Genomic DNA, 25,761 nt, shown 5'->3' with positions numbered 1-25,761 from the left:
GCTACTCTCCTTTTTTAGGTAACTCAATGCCACTGAAAATCTTAATCACTGCACTATCATCTTCTTTACCAAAACCTGCGTTACTGGCTTCGGTAAACATTGAATAAGCGGTGCTTGCCAAATGCAGAGGGAAATGTAGCGATTTCGCCGTGTCATTGACTAAACCGAGATCTTTTACAAAAATATCCACCATTGAAAGCGGGGTATAATCGCCATCAACCACATGTTTCATTCGATTTTCAAACATCCACGAATTACCCGCCGCATTAGTAACTACCTCATACATTAAATTTAATGGAATGCCTGCTTTGGCTGCCAATGCCATCGCCTCAGCGCCTGCTGCAATATGCACACCAGCTAATAGTTGATGAATAATTTTCACCGTGGCACCCAACCCAATTTCTTCACCAATGTTATAAACTTTACCTGCAACCGCATCTAATACAGGCTTTAATTTGCTAAAAGCCTCCGCCGAACCTGATGCCATTACCGTCATCTCTCCTTGTGCAGCTTTCGCTGCACCGCCAGACACAGGAGCATCAAGCATAACCAACCCCAAATCTGTTAATTTATGTGAAATTAATTTCGCATCTTCTGCAGAAATGGTAGAAGAGACCATTACCGTTGTTCCTGCTTTTAGTTTCGCCGCAAGCCCATTTTCGCCAAATAACACCGTATTTACTTGAGCGGCATTCACCACTAACAATACAACAGCATCTAACTGCTGGGCAAAGCCGTCCCCATTCACTCCTACATCTTTTGCTCCAAAGTACTTCAGCTTTTCCAAGGCCACTCTATTTAGATCAATACCATAGGTATCTAGCCCTGCCGCAATACAAGATTGTGCCGCTCCCATACCCATTGCTCCAAGACCGACAATAGCAACTGAATAATTTTTGCTCATAATATTTCTCCAAATAATAATTAATAAGAATGAACGATTGGGGTATTTTACCCGAATAAAATGTTAAAATCTGTGAAGTAGATCACACTTTTTAACATTAATTTAAAATTTTTTGATCTAATGAGCTATTTTGTAAATTCTGCTACAATTACTACTCTCATTTTCATACGGAAATTCCACGATGATCCCAATAGAGCGACAGCAACAACTGATACAATTTATTCATAACAACGGATATGCCAGCATTAATGAACTGGCGAAAAGATTCAACGTTTCACATATGACAATCCGCCGAGATATTCAAAAATTAGAAAAAGAAGGGAAAGTAGCCTCTATTTCGGGTGGGGTACAGTCCATTGAAAGACTTTCAGAAGAGCCTGCTCACAACATCAAGTCGCAATTATTTCATCAACAAAAATGGGCAATTGGTTCAGCCGCAGCGAGAATTATTCCTCAAAACTCAACTATTTACCTTGATGCTGGCACAACGACATTAGAGATAGCTTACCAAATCGCAGACAGAGAAGATTTATTGGTGATTACCAACGATTTTGCGATTGCCTACTTTCTATGCCATTCGAGCAAGGCAAAGCTAATCCATATTGGGGGAAGTGTGTGCAAAGAAAATTTATCAACCACAGGCTCTCTTGCTGCACAATGTTTAAAGAATATTTCCATTGATATCGCATTTATTTCAACATCATCTTGGAATTTGAAGGGGCTAACGACTCCAGATGAAAATAAAATTCCCGTAAAAAAAGCAATCATTGAGGCTTCACATAAAAATATCCTTGTAACTGACTCTTCAAAATATGGTAGGTTAGCAACGTTTTTTGTTTATCCTCTCACCGTGTTTGATCAAATTTTCTGTGATAATAACCTAGCAGAAAACGCAAGAGAGGCAATTACAGCAATGAATATTCAGCTTAGCCTTTCAGAAGTCTAGACGATGAAAAACACCTATCTTGATATTATTTCTATTTTTATAAGGATAAATTATGACCAAATCCATTTGTATTATCACAGGCAGTACCCTCGGTGGTGCAGAATATGTGGCAGATCACTTAAATGACGTATTAACCACACAAGGCATTGAAGTAACATTATTTAACAACGCCACATTAGCTGATATTCAATCACAAGATTGTCTGTTGGTTGTAACCTCCACACACGGTGCAGGCGAATTGCCTGATAATATTCAACCACTTTTTGATGAAATTACAACACAGCAACCTGATCTCAGCCAAATGAAATTTGGCGTCATTGGATTAGGCAGCTCGGATTACGATACATTTTGTAATGCAGTGAATATTGTTGAAAAAAGCCTCTGTGCTTGCGGTGCAACACAATGCTGCGAATCGTTAAAAATTGACGTTACCCAAAATTTTGATCACGATGGCACCGCAGAATCTTGGCTACCGACTTTTTTGCTTTAATTTCATCGCTAGAAAAAGAAGTAAAGCAATAGTAAGAATAAAAGAGCGGTTGCAGTTGTGCAATGAATATTATTATACTATCAAGAATTATTTTTGATTAGTTTAATAAAATGTGCTCTCTTTCCGCCACACAAATCATAAAGAACCAGCGAATACTTGAACGTAAACGCTGGTTTATTTTATTTGTCTTTCTTATTGTAGGTTGCATTGGCTTGGTACTTGATGTGGCAACTGGTCCATCAATGTTGCCGATTAGCGAAGTGATTAAAACTTTGTTGCAAGTGGAAAATGTAGATAACACAACAAAAGTCATCGTTTATGACTTGCGTTTACCGATGGCACTAATGGCATTGGTAGTTGGAATGGCATTGGGCGTTGGTGGAGCGGAAATCCAAACCTTATTAAATAATCCGATGGCAAGCCCTTATACACTAGGGATTGCGGCGGCGGCAGGGTTAGGTGCTTCTGCTGTCATTGCATTTGGTAGTTTTGGTATGCCCTCAAGCATTGCTGTACCAATTGGGGCATTTGTCATGACGATGATTGCAACAGGCATTCTTTTTTTATTTGCCTCGCTACGCCGTTTCAGTTCAGCAATGTTGGTTTTAGTTGGCATTGCGTCATTATTTTTCTTCCAGTCTATGCTCTCTCTGATCCAATTTATCTCTGCTCCTGAAATTTCCCAACAAATTCTGTTTTGGTTATTTGGTAGCCTATCTAAAGCAACGTGGGAAACATTGGCAATTGCAGTATTAGTGACGGCAGTCTGTATTACTTTTCTTGCAAAAGATGTATGGAAACTAACCGCTTTAAGATTGGGTGAAACTCGAGCATTAAGCCTTGGGATCAATTTACAGGCTTTGCGTATAAAAACCTTAATTCTAGTCGCCGTGATGACCGCAACGGCTATCAGCTTTGTAGGTATTATTGGCTTTATTGGTCTCGTTTCTCCCCATATTGCTCGATTGCTAGTTGGCGAGGATCAACGTTTTTTCTTACCCGCTTCAATGCTCGTAGGGGCAGCATTTTTATCCCTTTCTTCGGTTCTCTCTAAAATTATTATCCCTGGGGCATTGTTTCCTGTAGGCATTGTAACAGCATTTATTGGCGTACCTTTTTTCTTTTGGATTGTATTAACTAAACGGTAGGAAACAAGGGGTTAGTTAAATGCTAAAGATTACAAATTTGAAAATTAAACGTGATGAATTATTGATTGCGGATAACCTCAATCTGCGTTTAGAAGAAGGAAAAATTTATACCATATTAGGTCCGAATGGTGCAGGGAAATCTTCTTTGTTAAAAGTCTTATTTGGTGAATTGCCTTTTGATGGCGATATTTTCTATCAAACGGAGAAATTGGATAAAAAAAATCTGGCAACTTGGCGGCAGCGTATCGGTTATATGCCGCAGGATACGCAGGTTGATGCTTCGCTAACCGCACTTGAAGTGATGCTGCTTGGGCAGGTCGAATCATTACATTATCATCTAAGTGATGAGCTACTTACACAGGCAGCCACTATTTTACAGCAACTTGGACTCACTCATTTAGCCCACCAAGATATTATGTGCCTAAGTGGCGGACAGCGGCAAATGATAATGTTTGCACAAGTGCTGCTGCGAAATCCAAAGATTTTAATGCTTGATGAACCTGTGAGTGCATTAGATATGCACCACCAGTTAAACTTATTAGAACACGTCTGTCATTACACCAAACGAGAGAAGACAATTACTTTAATGGTGCTACACGATTTAAGTCTTGCAGCTCAATTTTCTGATGAGGTCATCTTACTTGGCTGCGGAAAATTACAAGGCTGCGGACAAGCAAAAAATGTTTTGCAAGCTGATCTGATCAATCAATTGTATAACGTGAACGTGCAGATTTTATGCGACTGTAATGGGCAACCTGTCATTCGCCCACTCCGACAACCTCAATAGGGAGATTCAAAATGAAAAAATTAGTAAAAAGTGTATTAACAACTTCACTTCTACTAGCTGGTATTTCTGCACAAGCGGAAGTGAAAGTCATTAAAGATGTGCTTGATCGTGAGATCAAAGTTGATGTCCCTGCCAAGCGTATGGTTTTAGGTTTCTACTACCCAGACTATATTGCAGCAACAGGAGCAGAAAACTTCAGGAATGTGGTGGGTATTTCTCGTGAATTTTGGGAAAAATTTAACCCCGGTAGTTGGGCGTTATTCAGTGAAAAATTGCCAACGCTCAAAACGATTGCAGATATTGGGAATGTGAATACTGGAACATTTTCCCTTGAAAAAACATTGGCGTTGAAACCTGATGTCGTTGTACTTGCTGATTGGCAATATCAAACCCTCGCCAGCGAAATTCCTCGCCTTGAACAGGCTGGCATTCCTGTTGTGGTCGTGGATTTTAATGCTCAGACTGTAGAAAAACACACCAAAAGTATGAAACTTTTTGGACAGCTTGCTGGCACAGAGCAGCGTGCGGAAAAAATTGCGAATGAATACGAAAACGGAATTAAAGAGATTCAACAGCGTGTGGCTGCAAGCGGTCAGAAAAAACCAAAAATTTACATTGAATTTGGTAACAAAGGTCCTGCCGAATACAGCTTTACGTTTGGTAAAAATATGTGGGGAGCAATCGCCAATACTGTTGGGGGAGAGAATATCAGTGCACCCTTTATTGAAAACTGGGGACCTATCAACCCTGAACAGTTCCTTACCTCCAAACCTGATGTGATCATTATTTCTGGTACTGAAATGAACACGGATAAAAATAATGAAATTATGGCAATGGGGATTAATATTCAAGAAGCAGATGCTCAAAAACGCCTAGCTGGTTTTGTTAAACGTGCAGGCTGGGAAAATATCCCTGCAGTAAAAAATGGTAATGTGTATGGTATTTACCATACCGCTTCTCGCTCAATCACCGATTTGGCGAGTACTCAATTTATGGCAAAAACGCTCTATCCAGCACAATTTAAAGATATTGATCCAGAAAAGACCTATTTAGACTTCCACCGTCAATATCTACCGATCGTGCCAACAGGAACTTTCTTTATTCAGCTTAACCAGTAGATAAAAAGCATAGACTTACATTTGATTATAGAGCGGATAAAGTTTATCCGCTATTTTATAGAATAGTTCATAATAATTTGATATTTAAAGGTTTTACTGTTTATAAATTTATTGACTTTGTAAAATTATTTACATAGGTTTCAATTTGCATATTAATTGTGCTATTTCAAATACATTTATAATCAAAAAATTAAAGAGGAATACGGAATATGAGAGATGTGCTTTTACTTACTGGTAGGAATCATCTCAGTTGTTCTAGCAGATATATTTGATGTTGATTTAGCCTACTTTTCTTTTGGAATAATTATTCTTTACCATATTTTTAAAAATAGAGGAAAGGTTCTATTAAAAATCAAAAACTTGTAAAAAATAGGAGAGTTTCTAAAAGACATTAAAAAGTTATCTTTATAAGAGAGGAGGATAATTATGACGTCGTTAATCACATCATCAATAACACTATTTTGTATACTTATATTATGGATTGGGAAAAAGGCTTATATTAATAGAAAACTCTCTTATGTGATTGTATTCATATTATTTGGTGTGAATCTTGTTTATTCATATCACTTTAAGTAGACGAATATACAATAAACCTCCTCAAAAAATTCCTCTAAAGTGATATTTATCTATTTTTATCAAAAAAGTGTTTCTCAGCTATGACATTTCATCTAAAAAATTAATGACTATGTAATTACACATAGCCATTTTATTAGTCGTTGCTAGTAATTTCTTATAAGGGCATAACTAACCACGTTCATAGATAATTTCCACGCCTTCATCATCTTCTTCTGACCAGTCATCGTCCCAATCCTCTTCTTCGATAGGATTTTGCATTGCTTGTTGATGGTAGTCGTCCCATTTGAATTTCACTTCTTCCGCCTCGATATTTTGCTCAGCTTCTTCACGAGGGTTCGCTTCAATAAAATCCATAATATCACGAGTTAATTGTTGTACATTTTGCCCTGTCGCAGCAGAAATAAGGTAGTAATCCCCCTCCCAGCCAATTTGTTCAGCAATCTCTTTGGCTCGATTCTGAGCCTCTTCTTCGCCAATCGTATCAATCTTATTAAACACTAACCACGTTGGTTTTTCTGATAACTTCTCGCTATATTGATAGAGTTCACTTTCAATAATGGAAATATTTTGCACAGGATCACTTTCATCAATAGGCAGAATATCCACGAGATGAATCAAAACTCGACAACGCTCCAAATGTTTAAGAAAACGAATTCCAAGCCCTGCTCCTTCAGCTGCCCCTTCAATCAGCCCAGGGATATCCGCCACCACGAAACTGCGATCTACCCCAACCCGAGCTACCCCTAAACTTGGCACGAGTGTGGTAAACGGATAATCGGCCACTTTCGGCTTAGCTGCAGACACTGCTCGAATAAAGGTTGATTTTCCTGCATTTGGTAATCCTAGCATTCCTACATCTGCCAATAGCATTAACTCAAGTAGCAAGTCTCGCTTTTCGCCTAATGTACCATTTGTTTTTTGACGAGGTGCTCGATTCACAGAGGATTTAAAACGAGTGTTACCCAAGCCGTGATAGCCACCCTTTGCGACCAACATTTTCATTCCGTGCTTGGTTAAATCGCCCAACACCTCCTGTGTATCATTATCGATTGCACGGGTTCCTACTGGCACACGCAAAGTAATGTCATTTCCTCGATGCCCTGTACAGCCTGAACTCCGCCCATTTTCGCCTCGCCCTGCTGCATAACGTTTCTCAAAGCGATAATCAATTAAGGTATTTAAATTTTCATCTGCAATAAGATATACATCACCGCCATCGCCTCCATCTCCGCCATCAGGTCCACCTTTGGGGATATATTTTTCACGGCGAAAACTCACACAGCCGTTGCCGCCATCACCTGCTTCAACACGAATCAAGGCTTCATCAATAAATTTCATTTTTTCTCCTAAAATAGTTTAGAGCATTACTCTTAAATCAAGTGGTTTCTTTTGATTTTATGCTATCTTTTTTGTCTATGTCTTTATTTTATCGCTTTCTAATATCTAATTGATAGCGATAAAAAATTTTATGTCCAACTGCCGCAAGCATTGCCCCCATTACCACCACGATTGCCCCCATATATCCGATAAAATTCAATGAATTAGAGGGAAATTGTTCAGGATCAAGTTTATGAAAAAGTGCCGAAAATAATAATGTCATTACAGGAATTAAGGTCATCATCAAGCTGACTTTCGAAACTTCCCAGCGGTTAAGTGCCTCAGCATAGCTGCCATAAGCAATGACAGTATTCAAACCGCAATAAATTAAGCAAACCGTTTGAAACGTGGTTAATCCCTGCATTTGGCTGAGATCTGCAGTCGGTGTGAATACGATTGCACAACCGAAATAAATCATCAGTAAAATTTGTTGGGAATTAAAATGGGCTAACATCAGTTTTTGTGAAATACTGTAACCAATCCAAATCAGACTTGCAGAAATCGCCAATAAAATACCATAGGCATAAGCATTCATTTCGGCAAAATCACTGAAGTTATTATTAAAAAACATTCCTAAGCCAATCACAACGAGGACAAAGCCAATTTTTTGATGAACACCAAAGGTTTCTTTAAACCAAACGACGCCCACCATCACCATCACGAAGGTTGAAATCGGACTAATGACCTGACTTGCTGCCGCTGGGATATATTTTAATGCTAAATTAAATAGGAAAAAATTGCACGACAACCCAATTACACCAATAACCCATAACCCACGATATTGACGAAAGAAAGCGGTGAAATTTGGTAATTTTTTTGCAAAATACAGTAATAAAAATAGCCCCATAGCCGCAACGACGAAGCGAAACCAAACAATTGTTTGAGCATCAATCACTTTCAGTACCACTTGCAATACGATTGGCAGCGTCCCCCACATTGTAATAGCGAGTAGTGAAAAAAGAAAACCTGCCATAGGTTGAGATTTCATTGCTATTCCTTAATTGTATAGAAAAGATAAATATAGACTGAGATAAATAAGAAAAAACCCCACGATCTTGAGACGTGGGGTTCTTAATATATTTCGAAATGATTATTCAGCAATAATACTTACATATTTACGGCTTTTTTCGCCTTTCACTTCGAATTTAACTTTACCATCAGCAGTTGCGAATAAAGTGTGATCCTTACCCATACCTACATTATTACCCGCGTGGAATTTAGTACCACGTTGGCGAACAATAATACTACCTGCTAAAACAGACTCGCCACCGAAACGTTTTACACCAAGGCGTTTAGCTTCAGAATCACGACCGTTACGAGTTGAACCACCAGCTTTTTTAGTTGCCATCTTTTAGATCTCCTCTGAAATTATGCTTGAATCCCAGTGATTTTCACTTCTGTGAACCACTGACGATGCCCTTGTTGTTTACGGCTGTGTTTACGACGGCGGAATTTAACGATGCGAATTTTTTCGCCACGACCGTGTGTAACCACTTCTGCTACGACTTTACTACCAGCAACAACTGGCGTACCGATTTTAACATCTTCGCCATTAACGACCATTAACACTGAGTCAAACTCAACTTTTTCACCTGTTGCTACTTCAAGTTTTTCTAAACGAATAACTTGACCTTCGCTTACTCGGTGTTGTTTGCCGCCACTTTGGAAAACTGCGTACATATTTACTCCGCTAACTCGTGCCTTTCGTATAACGTTGGCACGCTAAAATTCATATAAAATAGGTGCGTGATTCTACGCAAAAACTAGGCTAAGAGCAAGCGGTAATTTGAGAAAAATATCAATTCTTTCCAAATTTACACTTGCCTAAAACGAACCTTAATTTTTATTCTGTTATTGATGTGACTGCCAATTACCATTTACTGCGGTGCCAATCACGTTAAATTGTTGATCAAAGACTGCAAGGTTAGCAATTTTACCGACCTCAATTGAACCTAATTGATTATCCACATTGATCGCTCTGGCAGGATATAATGTACACATTCTAATCGCTTCATTTAACGAAATGTCAGCGTACTGTACCACATTGCGAATAGATTCAATCATCGTGATTGCCGCACCGCCTAGCGATCCAAATTCATCGATACATTTTCCGTCTTTATATAACACTTTTTTACCGACAAAAATAAAATGATCGATGTTAGTGCCTGCTGGTGCAACTGCATCGGTCACTATAACCAACTTATCACCTTTTACCTTTTTGGCAATGCGAACATTACTCCAATCAACATGCAATCCATCAACGATAATGCCTGCATAGATATCGCTGTCTAACACAGCCCCTACCACACCGCCTTCACGCCCTGAGCTAATTGGCGACATCGCATTATGCAGATGAGTTGCAAAAGAAATCCCTTCGGCAATGCGTTGTTTGGCTTGTGCATAGTCTGCATTTGAATGTCCGATAGAAACGATAATACCAGACTCGGTCAAACGGGGGATATGATCAGCCGTTGGGTTTTCTGCGGCAAGAGTGATCTTGGTAATCACATCGCTGTTTTTGCAAAAAAAATCCAACATTTCACCGCTCGCTTCTCGAATATATTCAGGACGATGCACCCCTTTTTTTTCCACACTTAAGTAAGGGCCTTCAAAATGTAAACCCAATGCCTGATTTTGGTGTTTTGCGAGATAATCACGCATCACCTGCACAGCTTGCTTCATTCCTTCATCAGGCGAGGTGATAAAGGTCGGCAAGTAACTGGTTGTACCCGACTTAAGATTCGTTTCTTGCATAATCTCAAGGGTGCGGACGCTAATATCCTCATTGAACATTACACCGCCACAGCCATTTAATTGTAAGTCAATAAAGCCTGCACATAAATTTGCCCCTTGTAGATCAATTTTTTCTAATGTAGCTGGCAATTCGTTTTCTAATACAACAGCAGCAATCTTGTCCTCTTTTATCACAACAGCGTGCTGATAAAGCACTTTTTCACCTGTATAAATCACCGAGTTTGTGAGGGCATAATGATTCATTTTTCCTCCTAGCGAGCCACGTTTTGCTCAAGCTGTTTGAAATATTTAACGGTTTTTACTTTCAGTTCCTGTGTGGCAGGTTCATCGCATACAATCACTGCACGGCGATGAAGCTGCAAGGCACTGATCGTCCAAAAATGGTTAATTGGCCCTTCAACCGCTGCGTGTAATGCTTGAGCTTTATTGTGTCCTGTAACTAAAATCAACACTTCTTCCGCATCAAGCAAAGTGCCAACGCCAACCGTTAAAGCAAATTTTGGTACTTGATTCACATCATTATTAAAGAAACGAGAGTTGGCAATTAAAGTATCTTCGGTGAGAGTTTTAATGCGCGTGCGAGAACTCAAAGAAGAAGCAGGTTCATTAAACGCAATATGCCCATCAACACCCACGCCACCCATAAATAGATGAATTTTACCATATTGGCGAATTTTGGCTTCGTAGCGTTCACATTCTGCGTGTACATCGTCTGCCATTCCATTGAGCAAATTGATATTTTCTGGCTGAATATCAACGTGGTTAAAAAAGTTGGTGTACATAAAGGTGTGATAACTTTCAGGGTGTTCTTTCGGCAAGCCCACATATTCGTCCATATTAAACGTAACAACGTGTTTAAAGCTCACTTCGCCTGCTTGGTATAACTTAATTAACTCTTGATAGGTTTTTTGCGGTGTACCACCCGTTGGTAACCCCAACACAAAAGGTTTTTCAGCGGTTGGCTGAAACGTATTAATTTTATCGGCGATGTAACGAGCAACCCATTGGCTTACTTGTGCCGCTGTATCTAAGGGAACGAGACGCATAAAATTTCTCCTCTAACAAATTAAGCAAAATAAAAATTAGAAAAAAGATTGAAATAAAACTTCATTTTTTAGATTATAAAGGAAAAATTACTTCAATTCTAAGATATTTACACAAAGTTTGAACAAAATCACATTTTTCCACATTTCGTATAATCTACGTTGCATTTTTCACTGCTAATGCTTCGTGAATATGTGAAATCACCAAAATTAAGCTTGAACGCATCGCTCGCTCAAAGCGGAGCTGCTGAATTTGAAACAGCATTGAATCTCTGTTTTCAACCTCGCCTGTTAATTTCATCAATTCTGCCAGCAAACCAAAATCAAGACTATTCAGTGTTTGGGCGAATTGTGTTATTTTCAGGGTTGAAAATGCCTCACACTCATTGCCATCAGCGCGACAATGCAACTGCGTTTCCATTTCAACAAATAGATTGATGTCCTGATAAATTTGAGCCGAAATCCTGCCCAAACCAAGCAGCAGTTTCAAACGAACGGAAAGATCCGCCAAAGGCCCTTGATGTTCAAATAAGGAATCTACCACGGATTTTAGGGCGAACTCGGTATGATGAAAGATGTGTTGAATTAGATTATCCACACTCTCCGTGAATTGCTGCACAGCCACAGTGAAGAACTCCTGAGCTGACGAGGCTTCACCAAGCTGTGCAATAAAATTATCTTGCTGATTTACCATGAGCGATCCAGTGAGAATTCACTCACCATAGGCTGACACAATCTGTGAAATTAGATTACTATCAGTTAAACCCGTGTAACGCACGATAGCCGCTTCTACGCCTTGTTCTGCAATAAATTGAGCTAATTCGACCGCTTGTGGATCGTCCTCATTACGATATTGCAATGCCATCACTACGCCACTGATCAGGTGTTGATTTGCGAGTCCATATTCTAACGTACCTGTTAATGGTTTGATTAAGCGATCATTTTCGCTTAATTTACGAACCGGCTCTCGCCCAACACGATTGACATCATCATTCAAATATGGGTTAGCAAACCGTTTCAAAATTTTCTCAATGTAGGTAAAATGTGCCTGCGGATCAAAGCCGTAACGCTTAATCAGCACAGCTCCGCTTTCTTCCATCGTACTTTTTACCGCAGATCTAATTGAATTAATTGCAATTGCCTCTTTGATCCATTTCACACCAGCCTGCTTACCTAAATAGGCACAAATCAAATGCCCTGTATTGAGAGTAAATAATTTACGCTCAACAAAGGCCATCAAATTATCGGTTAATTCCATACCTTTAATGTTTGGAACATCGCCTTTAAATTGAGTTTTATCCACAATCCATTCGCTAAATTCCTCAACGGTTACCTCAAGCGGATCAGACGGGTTTACCTCCGCTGGTGGTACAATTCTATCCACTGCAGAATCAACAAAACCGACATATTTCTCAATCTCAGCTTGCTGTGAAGCGGTCAACTGTTCAAAAATTTTTGCTTTAAAAAAACTTGTCCCACGCACCATATTTTCACACGCAATCACGTTCAATGCCTGAGTGTTACCACTTTCCAATCGAATCACCAGTGCTTTTGCTAATAATGGAGCAATAAAGCCAAGCACATTCGGACCGACTGCCGTGGTAACTAAATCTGCATTTTTTACCTGTTGAATGACCGCTTGTTCGTCTTGAGAATGAATAGCTGAGACATGTTGAACCATTTCCACGCGGCTCTCTCCGCCAACGATTCTCACGCCATACTGTTTATTTTGATTAATCTGATCAATTTGTGTTTGGTTAATATCAGCAAAGGTAACGAAAATACCAGAATCAGATAATAACTTACCGATGAAGCCTCGCCCAATATTGCCTGCACCAAAATGTAATGCGTTCATTTTTATTCCTTTACAGTTGTGATGGACGCAAGCACTGCGTCCTACTTTTCCAATTTGAATTTTAGCTAGCCTTTTAACAAGCTTAACACTTGTTGTGGATCGTCCGTTTCAGCCAAAATTGCCATCGTGTTTTCGTTATCTAAGGCGTTAGTAATCGCATTCACCACTTGGAGATGTTCATTATTGCGTGCTGCAATTGCAATCACCAATTTCGCAATACCATCTTCCTCCTCAGTAAAACGCACACCTTCACGATACTGGCAAAATACAATACCTGTTTTTAGCACCTTGTCTTTTGCAGCAATTGTGCCGTGTGGTACAGCAATACCTTCTCCTAAATAAGTGGAAATCTGTTGCTCACGTTCAAACATTGCAGCAATGTACTCTGGCTGGGCAAATCCGAGTTTAACCAATTGCTCACCAGCAAATTGAATCGCTTCATCTTTGCTGTTGGCAGTGAGGTTAAGGAAAATCTGGTTTGGGTATAGCGAAAAGCCTGCACCTTGGTTTTCTAAGCGGTTTTGCTGCTGTACTGCAGCATTGCGAGCGGTCGATTTCTCAGATAATTTTGCCACCAAGTCATCATAAAATGTACTGTCTAAAAAATTATTCAATGAAAGGTGTTGTGCGGCTGGCACTTGTTTTTCAGCCCTTGCCGTTAAGTCTTGGTGAGTAATCACAAGTTGTGCATTGGCTGGTAAATCATTGATTGCCACATTTTTCACCGCAATATTTAAACCTGCCGCTTCTACTTTTTTACGTAACAAACTTGCTCCCATCGCACTCGACCCCATTCCTGCATCGCAAGAGACATAGATTGTTGAGATTGCAGAAAGATCACTCGAAACGACCGCTTGAGCTTGCCCTTTCGCAGCCGATTTCATTGAGGCTGTACGAGCTTGAGCATCTTCAAGTGAAGCCTCATTTTTTTGCGTTTTCAATAATAGGCTAGCGACTAAAAAAGCAACCGTACAAGACGACACTACAGAAAGAATCACGGCAATGTGTGCTCCACTTGGTGTCATCGCTAAGACGGCAATCATTGAACCTGGGGAGGCTGGAGAAATCAAGCCACCATCCAATAACACATTGGTAAACACGCCTGTCATTCCGCCAGCAACCACAGCTAAAATTAGACGTGGGTTCATCAACACATACGGAAAATAAATTTCGTGAATACCGCCAAAGAAATGAATAATTGACGCAGAACTTGCGGTATTCTTGGCTGAACCTTTACCAAAGAACATATACGCTAACAAGATACCTAAACCTGGACCTGGGTTTGCTTCAATCAAGAAAAAGATAGATTTGCCAGCTTCAGAGGATTGCGAAATACCTAATGGCGAAAAAATACCGTGATTAATTGCATTGTTTAAAAATAAAATTTTAGCGGGTTCAACTAATACTGAGGTTAATGGTAGTAAATTTGCAGATACTAACGCATTGACCCCTGCAGCGAGTAAGTTAGCAAGTTGCGTAACTAATCCACCAATTACACTAAATGAGAGCAAGGCAAGTAACATACCAATAATGCCTGCCGAGAAATTATTGACTAACATCTCAAAACCGCTTTTGACCTTGCCTTCAATGGCTCTATCAAAGGTCTTAATCGCCCAGCCGCCTAGTGGCCCCACAATCATTGCCCCTAAGAACATTGGAATATCAGCCCCAACAACAATCCCCATTGTCGTAATTGCCCCTACGACAGCCCCTCGTTCACCTCCTACTAATCGTCCGCCACTATAACCAATTAATAACGGTAACAAATAGGTGATCATTGGACCAACAAGTTTCGCAAATGACTCATTTGGCAACCACCCTGTTGGAATAAATAGTGCCGTAATAAAGCCCCATGCAATAAATGCCCCAATATTTGGCATCACCATATTGGACAAGAAACGTCCAAAACTTTGGACTTTTACTTTTAAATTAGAAGACATAATTACCTCGAGGAAATCAGAATAAAATTCGGTATGCAACATAGCACCACAGATAAAAAAGACAAAAATGTTTATGTCAAAAATGTGATCTAGTTCACATTAATTATTGTTTCTCCGTTTTAAAAATGTGATCTAATTCACAAAATTACCTCAATTCTTTACTCTATCTCCACTTTTAGCCTTGCAACGTGAGCTTTAGTCCACGGCTTTTACATTTTATGGATAAAACCCATTCCACTTAGTTGTTTGTGTTGTAAAGGCAAAAGGAAGGCTATCATGATTTATTTCAAGGATTGCCAATTGCCGAATTAAATTGCAAAATAATCATCAATATGCGGTATGATATAATAAATAACCCTACTGCCGCTGTGCTTTATTTTAACAATTTACAAGGATCACCAATGCTCGTTTGGCTTGCTGAATATCTCGTTCAATTTAACACTGCCTTTAACGTAGTGTCTTATATTACTTTCCGTTCCATTATGGCATTATTAACTGCGATGGGAATTGGGCTTTGGATTGGACCTACAGTGATTCGCCGTTTACAAATTCTAAAATTCGGACAAGAAGTCCGCAATGATGGACCTGAAAGCCATTTTAAAAAGCGTGGCACGCCAACAATGGGAGGCGTGATGATTTTAGCCTCCATTGGCATCAGTGCCGTTCTATGGGCTGATTTACGCAATCCATACGTTTGGTTTGTGCTGTTTATTTTATTTGGCTACGGTATCGTTGGATTTATTGATGATTATTGGAAAATCAAGCGTAGAAATACCGATGGACTGATCCCACGTTGGAAATATTTTTGGCTGTCAGTCATTGCTCTCATCAGTGCACTTGGCTTATATGCAATCGGTAAAGAAACTGCTGCTACCCAACTGGTTGTGCCATTTTTTAAAGAAATTATGCCACAGTTGGGGCTATTTTATGTGGTGCTAACCTATTTTGTGATTGTTGGCACAAGTAATGCCGTCAATTTAACCGATGGATTAGACGGTTTAGCGATTGTGCCAATTATTATGGTGGCTGCCGCATTCGGACTCATCGCTTGGGCAACAGGGAATATTAACTTTGCCTCCTATTTACACATTCCTTACATCAAACACAGTGGTGAATTGGTGATTTTATGTACTGCCATTGTCGGAGCAGGATTAGGCTTTTTATGGTACAACACCTACCCTGCGATGATCTTTATGGGTGATGTTGGCTCACTGGCATTAGGAGGAGCCTTGGGAATCATCGCAGTGCTTGTTCGACAAGAGTTACTTTTAGTGGTAATGGGCGGCGTGTTTGTAGTCGAAGCCCTGTCAGTCATTTTGCAAGTTGGTTCATATAAATTACGCAAAAAACGTATTTTTAGAATGGCACCCATTCACCACCATTTTGAACTTAAGGGCTGGCCAGAACCTCGAGTGATTATTCGCTTTTGGATTATCACCTTGATATTAGTCTTGGTAGGCTTAATTACCTTAAAATTACGTTAATTCATCAGCCATCAAACATACTCCATTTATAGACTAGGGAAAAGAATGCAAAACCGATACCAAAATAAGACGATTACTATTGTTGGACTTGGCAAAACAGGCTTGTCCTGCGTAGAATTTTTTGCTGATAAAGGCGTGAAACTGCAAGTTATTGACACTCGTGAAAAGCCTGCTGGCGCAGAGAAACTGCCTAAAAATGTATCACTGCATACAGGTAGCTTACATCTTGAGTGGCTGCTTGCTTCAGATTTAATTGTCATTAGCCCTGGTCTCGCCCTTGCCACACCAGAAATCCAACAGGCAATTTCAAAAGGGATTGAGGTGGTCGGCGATATTGAGCTTTTTTGCCGTGAAGCCAAAGCACCGATTATTGCAATTACTGGCTCAAATGGGAAAAGCACAGTAACCACCTTGACGGCTGAAATGGCAATTCAAGCTGGAATAAAAGTCGGAATGGGCGGCAATATTGGTGTGCCAGCGTTAAGCTTGCTGAATGACAATTACGATCTTTATGTACTTGAATTATCTAGCTTCCAACTTGAAACCACCTATTCATTGAAAGCAAAAGCTGCCACGATTTTAAACATCAGTGAAGACCATATGGATCGCTACAACAGCCTTGCTGATTACCGCCAAGCCAAACTACGCATTTATCATAATGCCGAAAATGCGATTGCAAATGGCGAAGATAGCCAAACTTTCCCTGATCAAGCGGTCAATAAATTAGTTTATTTTGCAAATCAGAATGCCGAATATCATTTGCATAATGGCAAACTTTACGCCAGTGGCGAGGCACTAATAGATACTACTCAAATGCAAATTAGCGGTCGCCATAATGAAATGAATGCCCTTGCCGCAATTGCATTGGCACAGGCGGCTGATATACCTCGTGAGGGGATTGTAAACGCATTACAGCATTATGGCGGATTAGCTCACCGTTTCCAAGTTATTCCAACAGACGATGGTGTTCGTTGGATTAACGACTCAAAAGCCACCAATGTTGGCAGTACTGTCGCAGCGTTGAATGGCTTGCAAATCCATAGTACGCTTTATCTTTTATTAGGTGGAGATGGCAAGGGGGCGGATTTTTCCGATCTCCAACCATTAGTCAATCAACCTAATATTGTCTGCTACTGTTTTGGTCAGGACGGTGCGAAATTGGTCGTACTTTCAACAAACAGTGTACTAGTAGAAACAATGTCGCAGGCAATTGAGCAAATTCGTCCCCAACTGAAACAAGGCGATATTGTCTTACTTTCACCTGCCTGTGCAAGCCTCGATCAATTCAGAAATTTTGAAGAGAGAGGAGAATTGTTTGCAACATTAGCAACAGAGAAACTAGCAACAAAATCCGCAGTCAAAGGAGCCGTTTGATGTGGCAGAAAATCAAGCAAGAATGGGAAAAATGGGGAACCATTACCACAACCAATGCGTTATATGATCGCACGCTTCTTTGGCTATTTCTTGGTTTTCTCACCATCGGTTTCGTGATGGTTACTTCCGCTTCCATTCCCGTTAGCACACGTTTATTTAATGACCCATTTCATTTTGCCGTGCGTGATGGTGTTTATCTCGTTGCGGCACTCATTGCTTTTATTTTTTTCGTACAAGTACCAAGCGAACGCTGGGAACGTTTTAATGGCTGGTTTTTCCTTATTTCGATATCGCTATTATTTACGACCTTAATTATTGGCAAAAATGTAAATGGAGCAACTCGCTGGATTCCGATTGGTCCGATTAACTTCCAGCCCGCGGAATTGGCAAAATTGGCAGTGATTTGCTACTTTGCCAGTTTTTATGTGCGTAAATTTGATGAGATGCGGACAAAGAATTTAAGTTTTATTCGCCCAATCGCAATTCTTGGCTTATTCAGCATTTTGCTACTACTTCAGCCTGATTTAGGCAGTACTGCGGTTCTATTTGTACTGACTTTCTCAATGTTATTTATTATGGGTGCGAAAATCCTCCAGTTTGTCTTCTTAGGTATCGCAGGGGCAGTGATGTTTACCTTTTTAGTACTCTCTTCAGAATATCGCCTCAAACGTGTTACCTCATTTATGGATCCTTTTGCTGATGCGTATGGCGATGGCTTCCAATTATCAAACTCACAAATGGCATTTGGACAAGGTGAATTTTGGGGACAAGGGTTAGGCAATTCAGTACAAAAACTTGAATACTTGCCCGAAGCACATACTGACTTTGTCATGGCGGTTATTGGTGAAGAATTTGGCTTTTTAGGCATTACCATCATTGTATTGCTACTGCTCGCACTCTCATTCCGTGCGTTGAAAATCAGCAAAGCGGCTCTCATTCAAGATTTACGTTTTAATGGTTTTTTTGCATTTGGCATTGCTATATGGATTTTTTTACAAGGCTTCGTGAATTTGGGCGTTGCTTCAGGCTTATTGCCAACCAAAGGGCTGACCTTTCCGTTGGTGAGTTATGGCGGTTCAAGTCTTGTGATTATGGCAATTGCGATTGCGGTATTGATGAGAATTGATCACGAAAATCGGCTTGAAAAAGTTGGACACGCTCATTTAAAACAACCTTAGCCTACAGAGGCAATCCTCATCATTTGATTTGCAAGCGGTGATTTTTTGCAAAAATTTTGCAATATCTGACCGCCTAATATCTAAGTAAGAGAAATATAATGACGAAAAAATTACTCGTAATGGCAGGCGGTACTGGCGGACACGTTTTCCCTGCCATTGCGGTCGCACAAGAATTACAATATCAAGGCTGGGAAGTACGTTGGCTAGGGACTAGCGATCGTATGGAAGCTACACTTGTACCAAAACACGGTATTCCAATCGAATTTATCGAAATTTCAGGCATTAAAGGCAAGGGATTAAAAGCTCTGCTAGCTGCTCCTTTTGCCATTTGCAAAGCGGTGCTACAGGCTCGCAAAATTATTACACGCTATCAACCTGATGCTGTCTTAGGAATGGGGGGATATGTTTCAGGTCCAGGTGGCATTGCGGCAAAACTCTGTGGTGTACCAATTATTTTACACGAACAAAATGCGGTGGCAGGATTAACCAATCGCTGGTTATCCAAAATTGCTAATCGTACCTTACAAGCTTTTCCAACTGCGTTTAAAGCAGCTGAAGTAGTGGGCAATCCTGTTCGTCAAGATCTCTTTACGCTTGCCGCACCAGAAATCCGTTTTCAACAACCAAGTCATTGTACTGACAAACCTATGAATATTTTGGTGATGGGAGGCAGTCAAGGGGCGTTAGTGTTAAATCAAGTTATTCCTGAGGTCGCCAAAAAATTAGGTCATCACGTTTTTATTACCCATCAAGTAGGGCAAGGGAAATTAGCTAACATCGCAGAAATTTACCAAGCGACTAAAAATGGCAAAGCCTGCGAGTTTATTGATGATGTCAAACAGGCTTATGAACAAGCGTCTCTTGTCATCTGTCGTTCTGGTGCATTAACCGTGTGCGAAATTGCGGCAGCTGGATTGCCTGCTATTTTTGTCCCATTCCAGCACAAAGATCGCCAGCAATTTTTAAATGCTACTTATTTAGCAAAAGAGGGAGCAGCAATTATCATCGAACAGCCTGATTTTACTGCTGAAAATTTACTGAATGTCTTGCAACCGCTACTTGCCAATCGCCAAAAATTAGTTGAGATGGCAATCAAGGCTAGAACGAAAGCTACGCCTACCGCTGCTCAACGTGTTGCAGAAGTAGTGATTGAAGAAGCAAATAGCTAAAGAAACAAATAGCAGAAGGGCAAAATGAATTTAAATAAGGGTAAAGAATGAAGAATTTCCAAGATAAAGTAAAAAAAATTATTCCTGAAATGCGTCGAGTGAACCAAATCCATTTTATTGGCATTGGTGGAGCAGGAATGAGTGGTATTGCAGAAGTGCTATTAAACGAAGGCTACCAAATCTCTGGCTCAGACATTGCAGAGAGTGCGACTACTCAGCATTTAGCCAAAGCAGGAGCGAAAATATTTATTGGTCATCAAGCAGAGAATATTGCAGGAGCCAGTGTTGTGGTTGTATCAAGTGCCATTAATGACAGTAACCCAGAAGTAGCCGCAGCAAAACAGGCTCGTATTCCAGTCATTCAACGAGCACAGATGCTCGCCGAAATTATGCGTTTTCGACACGGCATCGCCATTGCGGGGACACACGGTAAAACCACGACCACCGCAATGGTTTCAATGATTTACACCGAGGCAAAACTGGATCCCACCTTTGTCAATGGCGGCTTAGTGAAATCTGCAGGCAAAAATGCACATTTAGGAGCTAGCCGTTATCTGATTGCTGAGGCTGACGAAAGCGATGCTTCGTTCTTGCATTTACAGCCAATGGTGTCTGTGGTTACTAACATTGAACCCGATCATATGGATACTTATGGTGGGGATTTTGAGAAAATGAAGCAAACCTATGTCAAGTTTCTCCACAACTTGCCCTTTTATGGTTTAGCTGTAATGTGTGCCGATGATAACGTGCTGATGGAGCTTATCCCTCAAGTTGGACGGCAAGTCATCACTTACGGTTTTAGTGAGAAAGCAGACTATCGCATTGAGGACTATCAACAGACTGGCTTCCAAGGTCATTACACGGTGATGTGTCCAACAGGCGAGAGAATGGAAGTATTATTAAATGTCCCTGGAAAGCATAATGCCCTGAATGCAACAGCGGCGTTAGCGGTCGCAAAAGAGGAAGGCATTGCTAACGAGGCGATTTTAGCAGCCTTAGCCGACTTCCAAGGGGCAGGACGGCGTTTCGATCAACTTGGTTCATTTATTCGCCCAAATGGTAAAATAATGTTAGTTGATGATTATGGACATCACCCAACAGAAGTTGATGTCACCATTAAAGCCGCACGTTCTGGTTGGGAAAATAAACGGATTGTGATGATCTTCCAGCCACACCGCTACTCTCGTACTCGTGATTTATTTGATGATTTTGTCCAAGTGCTTTCACAGGTTGATGTATTGATTATGTTAGAAGTTTATGCCGCTGGCGAAACACCAATAGTGGGAGCAGACAGTAAGGCATTATGCCGTTCAATGCGTAATCTAGGTAAAATTGATCCAATTTTAGTATCCAATACGGATCAATTGGGCGAAGTGCTTGATCAAATCCTCCAAGACGGCGATTTAATCTTGGCACAAGGGGCAGGAAACGTCAGTCGAATTTCCCGTGATTTAGCAGAAAGCTGGAAAGCATAATAGTTGAGCAGAGGTTTGTCTTCACTATGCTATCCTGTTCTCTCAAACAACAAGCAAAGAGAGAACAGTTAGTATAAAATTAGAATGATTTCTTCTTGAGGTAAACCGCTTTCGCTGTTGGCACGAGACGAGCAAGGTTCGCTTGGCGATCAGCATTACTTGGGTGAGTAGAAGCAAGGGTTGCTAATAAGTCTTGTGTGCTTTTTGTGGCTTTACTCATTTTGCCCCACACTTGCGGTGCCGCTTCTGGATTGTAGCCTGATTCTGCCATCAAGAACAAACCGACCTCATCAGCTTCAGTCTCTTGGCGACGAGAGAAAGGTTTCGTTAAACCAAATTCTCTTAAAACATCAACGGCATCAACGCCAAGAACATTGCTGGATATGCCTTGCGAGGCTAAGGCTATTTTCCCTAGTTGAGCAGCAAGCCCTGTTACCGCACTCACAGTTCTGCCTGTTTTAGAATGTTCCTGTAAGGCGTGTGCCATTTCGTGTCCCATCACCACAGCAATTTCATCATCATTTAAAGCAAGCTTATCAACCAACCCCGTATAAAATGCCATTTTCCCACCAGGCATTGCCCACGCATTTAATTCTGGCGATTTAAACACCGTGATTTCCCACGCAAATGGCACACCTGTCCTATTGGCTTTTTCTGCATAAGGCTTCATATTGTTGAACACCGTGTGAATACGTTTAGCAGTCGCAGATTGGTTATCAACAGCCCCCTGAGAACGAGCCTCACGCTGTACTTTTGCATAACTATGTGCAGCCTCACTGTTAATCTGTTGTGTATTGACACAAGCAGTTACCGCTGAAAGAAGGAAGAGCGAAAACCCAAATTTAGTCCATTGTTTCATTTTAAAGTCCATCAACATTGCAAAATTTAGACATTAACGTACCGCTTGTCAGCATAATACGCAAAATGCCAACATTATGTTGGCATTTACATCAAAGGCACTTAAGTCTTACTTTTTAGCACGCTCAAAAGATTCGAGAATTTCTTGGCGAGCGGCTTCTACGCCCTCCCAGCCCTCAACTTTCACCCATTTCCCTGCTTCAAGAGCTTTATAACTTTCAAAGAAGTGCTGAATCTGAGCTTTCAATAACGCAGGTAAATCGCCCACATCTTGAATATGATCATATTCTTTACTCAATTTACTATGTGGCACCGCAACGACCTTCGCATCACCACCTGCCTCGTCAGTCATTTTTAAGACGCCGACAGGACGACAACGAATCACTGAGCCAGGTTGTAGTGGATATGGGGTTGGCACTAATACATCAACAGGATCACCATCAGAAGATAGGGTGTTGTTTATATATCCATAGTTTGCAGGGTAAAACATTGCCGTTGCCATAAAGCGATCAACAAATAATGCACCACTTTCTTTATCCACTTCATATTTGATTGGATCAGCGTTGGCAGGAATTTCAATCACAACATAAATATCATCTGGCAACGATTTGCCAGCAGGTACGTTTTTTAAGCCCATTTTGGTTTCCTTCTATCAATTCGAGGGTGAAAAATCGCTAGGATTATAGCTGATCCTTGCTCATTGGGGAAGATAAGTTGGAAAAGCAAGCGGTTAAATTCTCTAGACATTTTACAAAAAAATTACCACACTATAATTTCATTTAATGCAACAACAAATTGTTTAAATATCAATTTTTGCAATGTAATATTCTGTTATACTAATCAACATTGTATTTATTATTCTAAATACAGTAGGACAAATTTTCATTCATTTCATTAAAGGTGCTTAAAATGGCTAACTATTTCAATACATTAAACTTACGTCAAAAATTAGATCAGCTTGGTCGCTGTCGCTTCATGGCTCGTGAAGAATTTGCAGAGGGCTGTGATTTCTTAAAAGGCAAAAAAATCGTTATCGTTGGCTGTGGAGCACAAGGTCTAAACCAAGGCTTAAATATGCGTGATTCTGGCTTAGATGTCAGCTATGCGTTGCGTGCTGAAGCGATTGCTGAAAAACGTGCATCATTTACTCGTGCATCTGAAAACGGTTTTAAGGTGGGAACTTACCAAGAGTTGATCCCAACTGCCGATTTAGTCATCAATTTAACGCCAGATAAACAGCATTCAAAAGTAGTTGCTGATGTAATGCCACTAATGAAACAAGGGGCGGCTTTTGGCTATTCACACGGTTTCAACATTGTGGAAGAAGGTGAGCAAATTCGTAAAGATTTAACTGTTGTAATGGCTGCTCCAAAATGCCCAGGTACAGAAGTGCGTGAAGAATATAAACGTGGCTTTGGTGTCCCAACATTAATTGCAGTTCACCCAGAAAACGATCCAAAAGGTGAAGGCTTAGCAATTGCAAAAGCTTGGGCGAGTGCAACAGGTGGCGACCGTGCAGGCGTGTTAGAATCCTCATTCGTAGCAGAAGTAAAATCTGACTTAATGGGTGAGCAGACAATCCTTTGCGGTATGCTACAAGCAGGTTCAATCGTGTGCTACAACAAATTAGTGGCAGAAGGTAAAGATCCTGCATACGCAGGCAAATTAATTCAATTTGGTTGGGAAACTATCACGGAAGCACTCAAACAAGGCGGAATCACCTTAATGATGGATCGCCTATCTAACTCTGCGAAACTTCGTGCATTTGAACTTTCAGAGCAAATCAAAGCGGAATTAACAGGCTTGTTTGAGAAACATATGGACGACATCATCAGCGGCGAATTTTCTGCAACAATGATGGCGGACTGGGCAAATGGCGATGCTAATTTATTAGCGTGGCGTGAGGAAACAGGTAAAACAGCCTTTGAAAATGCACCAAAAGCAGATGGCATTAAAATTACCGAACAAGAATATTTTGATAATGGTGTGTTAATGGTCGCAATGGTAAAAGCGGGTGTTGAATTAGCCTTTGACACAATGGTTTGTGCAGGTATTTATGAAGAATCAGCTTACTATGAATCACTACACGAGTTGCCATTAATTGCTAATACGATTGCTCGCAAACGCTTATATGAAATGAACGTGGTCATTTCTGACACAGCAGAATATGGTAACTATTTATTTGCGAATGTTGCTACTCCAATTCTTGCTGAGAAAATTATTCCGACTCTCCAAAAAGGCGATTTAGGCGAAGCAACCCTGGCAGTGGAAATTGACAATGTCTTATTGCGTGATGTAAATGATGCCATTCGTAACCACCCAATTGAGTTAATTGGTCAAGAATTACGAGGCTATATGACAGATATGAAACGCATTTCATCACAGGAATAATCTAACCTAGCTAAAAACAAGGACACCTAATTGATCTGCCCTGTGGAATACAGAACTCAGTCCTTGAATTAAAGTAGTCTAACTTTTTGGGGTCAGATCATAATGGTGTCCGTTTTATTTGATAAATGTTGATGTTTTAACGCTTAGTAAAATAGAGATCCCACACAGCGTGTCCGAGCTTATGCCCTCGTGCCTCAAATTTCGTCAGCGGGCGAAAATCGGGGCGAGGAATAAAATCATTAGTCTCAGAGGTATTATGCAATTGTTGATCGAACTGACGTAATACCGCCAACATATGCTCAGCATAATTTTCCCAATCTGTGGCGAAATGAATGAACCCATTTGAGTTCAATTTTGTTAAGACTTGTTGAACAAATTCAGGTTGAACAATACGCCGTTTATGATGCTTCGCTTTCTGCCACGGATCAGGAAAATAGAGTTGCAGCCCAGCTAATGAACCCTCTGCAATGCTATCACGCAAAATTTCTGTCGCATCGTGGCAAATGACTCGTAAATTTTTCACGTCTTTTTCAAGAGCATAAGCAATGCAAGCTCCAACCCCTGGTGTGTGAACTTCAATCCCAATATAGTTGCGTTCAGGATTTTGTTGTGCCATTTCAACCAAAGATTTTCCCATGCCAAATCCTATCTCAAGCACGACAGGATTATCATTGCCAAAGATAGCTCTAAAATCAAAAGGTTGTGCCTGATAATCCAGCCCTAACTTAGACCAATTGGCATTCATCATCTCTCGCTGATAATCGCTTAAACGTCCTGTTCGCAACACAAAACTGCGAACTTTACGAAGATAGCGTCCATCTTCTGTGAATTCGGCACGCTCAACGGTTTTGCGTTTTTTATCTGCGAAAGTTAATTGTTGTTCCATTTGCAAAA

At 40.5% G+C, this 25,761-nt stretch carries 24 protein-coding genes; 11 read left to right on the top strand and 13 right to left on the bottom strand.

Translation table 11 applies throughout. The features are described 5' to 3' along the window. Position 1 precedes the first annotated feature (1 nt). Positions 2-904: an L-threonate dehydrogenase gene (gene ltnD / locus EV693_RS02240; RefSeq protein WP_207906467.1), complete on the bottom strand. Its 903-nt coding sequence runs from the start codon at positions 902-904 to the stop codon at positions 2-4. Positions 905-1,085: 181 nt separating this feature from the next. Here ltnD and EV693_RS02235 point away from each other — a divergent pair, with 181 nt between their 5' ends. From EV693_RS02235 to EV693_RS02215, 5 genes are all read left to right on the top strand, one after another. After that, the gene (locus tag EV693_RS02235) at positions 1,086-1,850 is read left to right on the top strand and encodes a DeoR/GlpR family DNA-binding transcription regulator (RefSeq protein WP_132500765.1); all 765 of its coding nucleotides are present in this window, start codon (positions 1,086-1,088) and stop codon (positions 1,848-1,850) included. Positions 1,851-1,902: 52 nt separating this feature from the next. Then, complete coding sequence (gene mioC / locus EV693_RS02230; protein ID WP_132500764.1) at positions 1,903-2,340, top strand: FMN-binding protein MioC; 438 nt, start codon at positions 1,903-1,905, stop codon at positions 2,338-2,340. A gap of 110 nt (positions 2,341-2,450) precedes the next feature. After that, positions 2,451-3,488: a FecCD family ABC transporter permease gene (locus EV693_RS02225; protein ID WP_132500763.1), complete on the top strand. Its 1,038-nt coding sequence runs from the start codon at positions 2,451-2,453 to the stop codon at positions 3,486-3,488. 19 nt (positions 3,489-3,507) lie between these two features. Continuing rightward, positions 3,508-4,275, top strand: a complete 768-nt coding sequence (locus EV693_RS02220) for an ABC transporter ATP-binding protein (protein WP_132500762.1) — start codon at positions 3,508-3,510, stop codon at positions 4,273-4,275. An 11-nt stretch (positions 4,276-4,286) separates the two neighbouring features. Continuing rightward, positions 4,287-5,393 (top strand): ABC transporter substrate-binding protein, encoded by a 1,107-nt coding sequence (locus tag EV693_RS02215; RefSeq protein WP_132500761.1) that lies wholly within the window; start codon positions 4,287-4,289, stop codon positions 5,391-5,393. Positions 5,394-6,137: 744 nt separating this feature from the next. Here the strand turns inward: EV693_RS02215 and cgtA are convergent. From cgtA to EV693_RS02170, 9 genes are all read right to left on the bottom strand, one after another. Further along, complete coding sequence (gene cgtA / locus EV693_RS02210) at positions 6,138-7,307, bottom strand: Obg family GTPase CgtA (protein ID WP_132500760.1); 1,170 nt, start codon at positions 7,305-7,307, stop codon at positions 6,138-6,140. A gap of 88 nt (positions 7,308-7,395) precedes the next feature. Next, positions 7,396-8,334 carry a DMT family transporter gene (locus EV693_RS02205; RefSeq protein ID WP_132500759.1) on the bottom strand — a complete coding sequence of 313 codons (939 nt, stop codon included), beginning with the start codon at positions 8,332-8,334 and terminating at the stop codon, positions 7,396-7,398. A gap of 102 nt (positions 8,335-8,436) precedes the next feature. Next, positions 8,437-8,694 (bottom strand): 50S ribosomal protein L27, encoded by a 258-nt coding sequence (rpmA, locus tag EV693_RS02200; RefSeq protein ID WP_132500758.1) that lies wholly within the window; start codon positions 8,692-8,694, stop codon positions 8,437-8,439. 20 nt (positions 8,695-8,714) lie between these two features. Beyond that, complete coding sequence (rplU, locus tag EV693_RS02195) at positions 8,715-9,026, bottom strand: 50S ribosomal protein L21 (protein ID WP_132500757.1); 312 nt, start codon at positions 9,024-9,026, stop codon at positions 8,715-8,717. A 171-nt stretch (positions 9,027-9,197) separates the two neighbouring features. After that, on the bottom strand, positions 9,198-10,343 hold the full coding sequence (gene nagA / locus EV693_RS02190; protein WP_132500756.1) for an N-acetylglucosamine-6-phosphate deacetylase: 1,146 nt from the start codon (positions 10,341-10,343) through the stop codon (positions 9,198-9,200). 8 nt (positions 10,344-10,351) lie between these two features. Beyond that, positions 10,352-11,146: a glucosamine-6-phosphate deaminase gene (gene nagB, locus EV693_RS02185; protein ID WP_132500755.1), complete on the bottom strand. Its 795-nt coding sequence runs from the start codon at positions 11,144-11,146 to the stop codon at positions 10,352-10,354. A gap of 154 nt (positions 11,147-11,300) precedes the next feature. Beyond that, positions 11,301-11,837 carry an MltR family transcriptional regulator gene (locus tag EV693_RS02180; RefSeq protein ID WP_132500754.1) on the bottom strand — a complete coding sequence of 179 codons (537 nt, stop codon included), beginning with the start codon at positions 11,835-11,837 and terminating at the stop codon, positions 11,301-11,303. Positions 11,838-11,855: 18 nt separating this feature from the next. Next, positions 11,856-12,998 (bottom strand): mannitol-1-phosphate 5-dehydrogenase, encoded by a 1,143-nt coding sequence (locus tag EV693_RS02175; RefSeq protein WP_132500753.1) that lies wholly within the window; start codon positions 12,996-12,998, stop codon positions 11,856-11,858. Between the two features lie 65 nt (positions 12,999-13,063). Next, positions 13,064-14,938 carry a PTS mannitol transporter subunit IICBA gene (locus EV693_RS02170; RefSeq protein ID WP_132500752.1) on the bottom strand — a complete coding sequence of 625 codons (1,875 nt, stop codon included), beginning with the start codon at positions 14,936-14,938 and terminating at the stop codon, positions 13,064-13,066. Between the two features lie 401 nt (positions 14,939-15,339). On the opposite strand from EV693_RS02170, the gene mraY reads away from it, so the two are divergent. From mraY to murC, 5 genes are all read left to right on the top strand, one after another. Continuing rightward, positions 15,340-16,422 (top strand): phospho-N-acetylmuramoyl-pentapeptide-transferase, encoded by a 1,083-nt coding sequence (mraY, locus tag EV693_RS02165; RefSeq protein ID WP_132500751.1) that lies wholly within the window; start codon positions 15,340-15,342, stop codon positions 16,420-16,422. Positions 16,423-16,467: 45 nt separating this feature from the next. Then, complete coding sequence (murD, locus tag EV693_RS02160) at positions 16,468-17,796, top strand: UDP-N-acetylmuramoyl-L-alanine--D-glutamate ligase (RefSeq protein WP_132500750.1); 1,329 nt, start codon at positions 16,468-16,470, stop codon at positions 17,794-17,796. After that, complete coding sequence (gene ftsW / locus EV693_RS02155) at positions 17,796-18,974, top strand: putative lipid II flippase FtsW (protein ID WP_132500749.1); 1,179 nt, start codon at positions 17,796-17,798, stop codon at positions 18,972-18,974. The genes murD and ftsW overlap by 1 nt, the downstream gene beginning before the upstream one ends. A 98-nt stretch (positions 18,975-19,072) precedes the next feature. Beyond that, complete coding sequence (gene murG, locus EV693_RS02150) at positions 19,073-20,143, top strand: undecaprenyldiphospho-muramoylpentapeptide beta-N-acetylglucosaminyltransferase (RefSeq protein ID WP_132500748.1); 1,071 nt, start codon at positions 19,073-19,075, stop codon at positions 20,141-20,143. A gap of 47 nt (positions 20,144-20,190) precedes the next feature. After that, positions 20,191-21,618, top strand: coding sequence for a UDP-N-acetylmuramate--L-alanine ligase (gene murC / locus EV693_RS02145; protein ID WP_132500747.1), 1,428 nt, complete (start codon positions 20,191-20,193; stop codon positions 21,616-21,618). A gap of 79 nt (positions 21,619-21,697) precedes the next feature. Here the strand turns inward: murC and EV693_RS02140 are convergent, their stop codons facing one another. After that, complete coding sequence (locus EV693_RS02140) at positions 21,698-22,477, bottom strand: M48 family metallopeptidase (RefSeq protein WP_132500746.1); 780 nt, start codon at positions 22,475-22,477, stop codon at positions 21,698-21,700. Between the two features lie 108 nt (positions 22,478-22,585). Beyond that, a complete protein-coding gene (gene ppa / locus EV693_RS02135) occupies positions 22,586-23,113 on the bottom strand; it encodes an inorganic diphosphatase (RefSeq protein WP_132500745.1) in 528 nt (175 codons plus the stop codon). 272 nt (positions 23,114-23,385) lie between these two features. Between ppa and ilvC the strand changes: the two genes are divergently transcribed. Then, a complete protein-coding gene (ilvC, locus tag EV693_RS02130) occupies positions 23,386-24,867 on the top strand; it encodes a ketol-acid reductoisomerase (RefSeq protein WP_132500744.1) in 1,482 nt (493 codons plus the stop codon). A 136-nt stretch (positions 24,868-25,003) separates the two neighbouring features. Here ilvC and trmB read toward each other — a convergent pair whose 3' ends face one another. Continuing rightward, complete coding sequence (gene trmB / locus EV693_RS02125) at positions 25,004-25,753, bottom strand: tRNA (guanosine(46)-N7)-methyltransferase TrmB (protein WP_132500743.1); 750 nt, start codon at positions 25,751-25,753, stop codon at positions 25,004-25,006. Between the last annotated feature and the right edge of the window lie 8 nt (positions 25,754-25,761).

The organism is Nicoletella semolina (assembly GCF_004345745.1).
Classification (GTDB): domain Bacteria; phylum Pseudomonadota; class Gammaproteobacteria; order Enterobacterales; family Pasteurellaceae; genus Nicoletella; species Nicoletella semolina.
The sequence above is the reverse complement of the archived record's forward strand: the minus strand, read 5'-3'. Positions and strand labels throughout refer to the sequence as shown.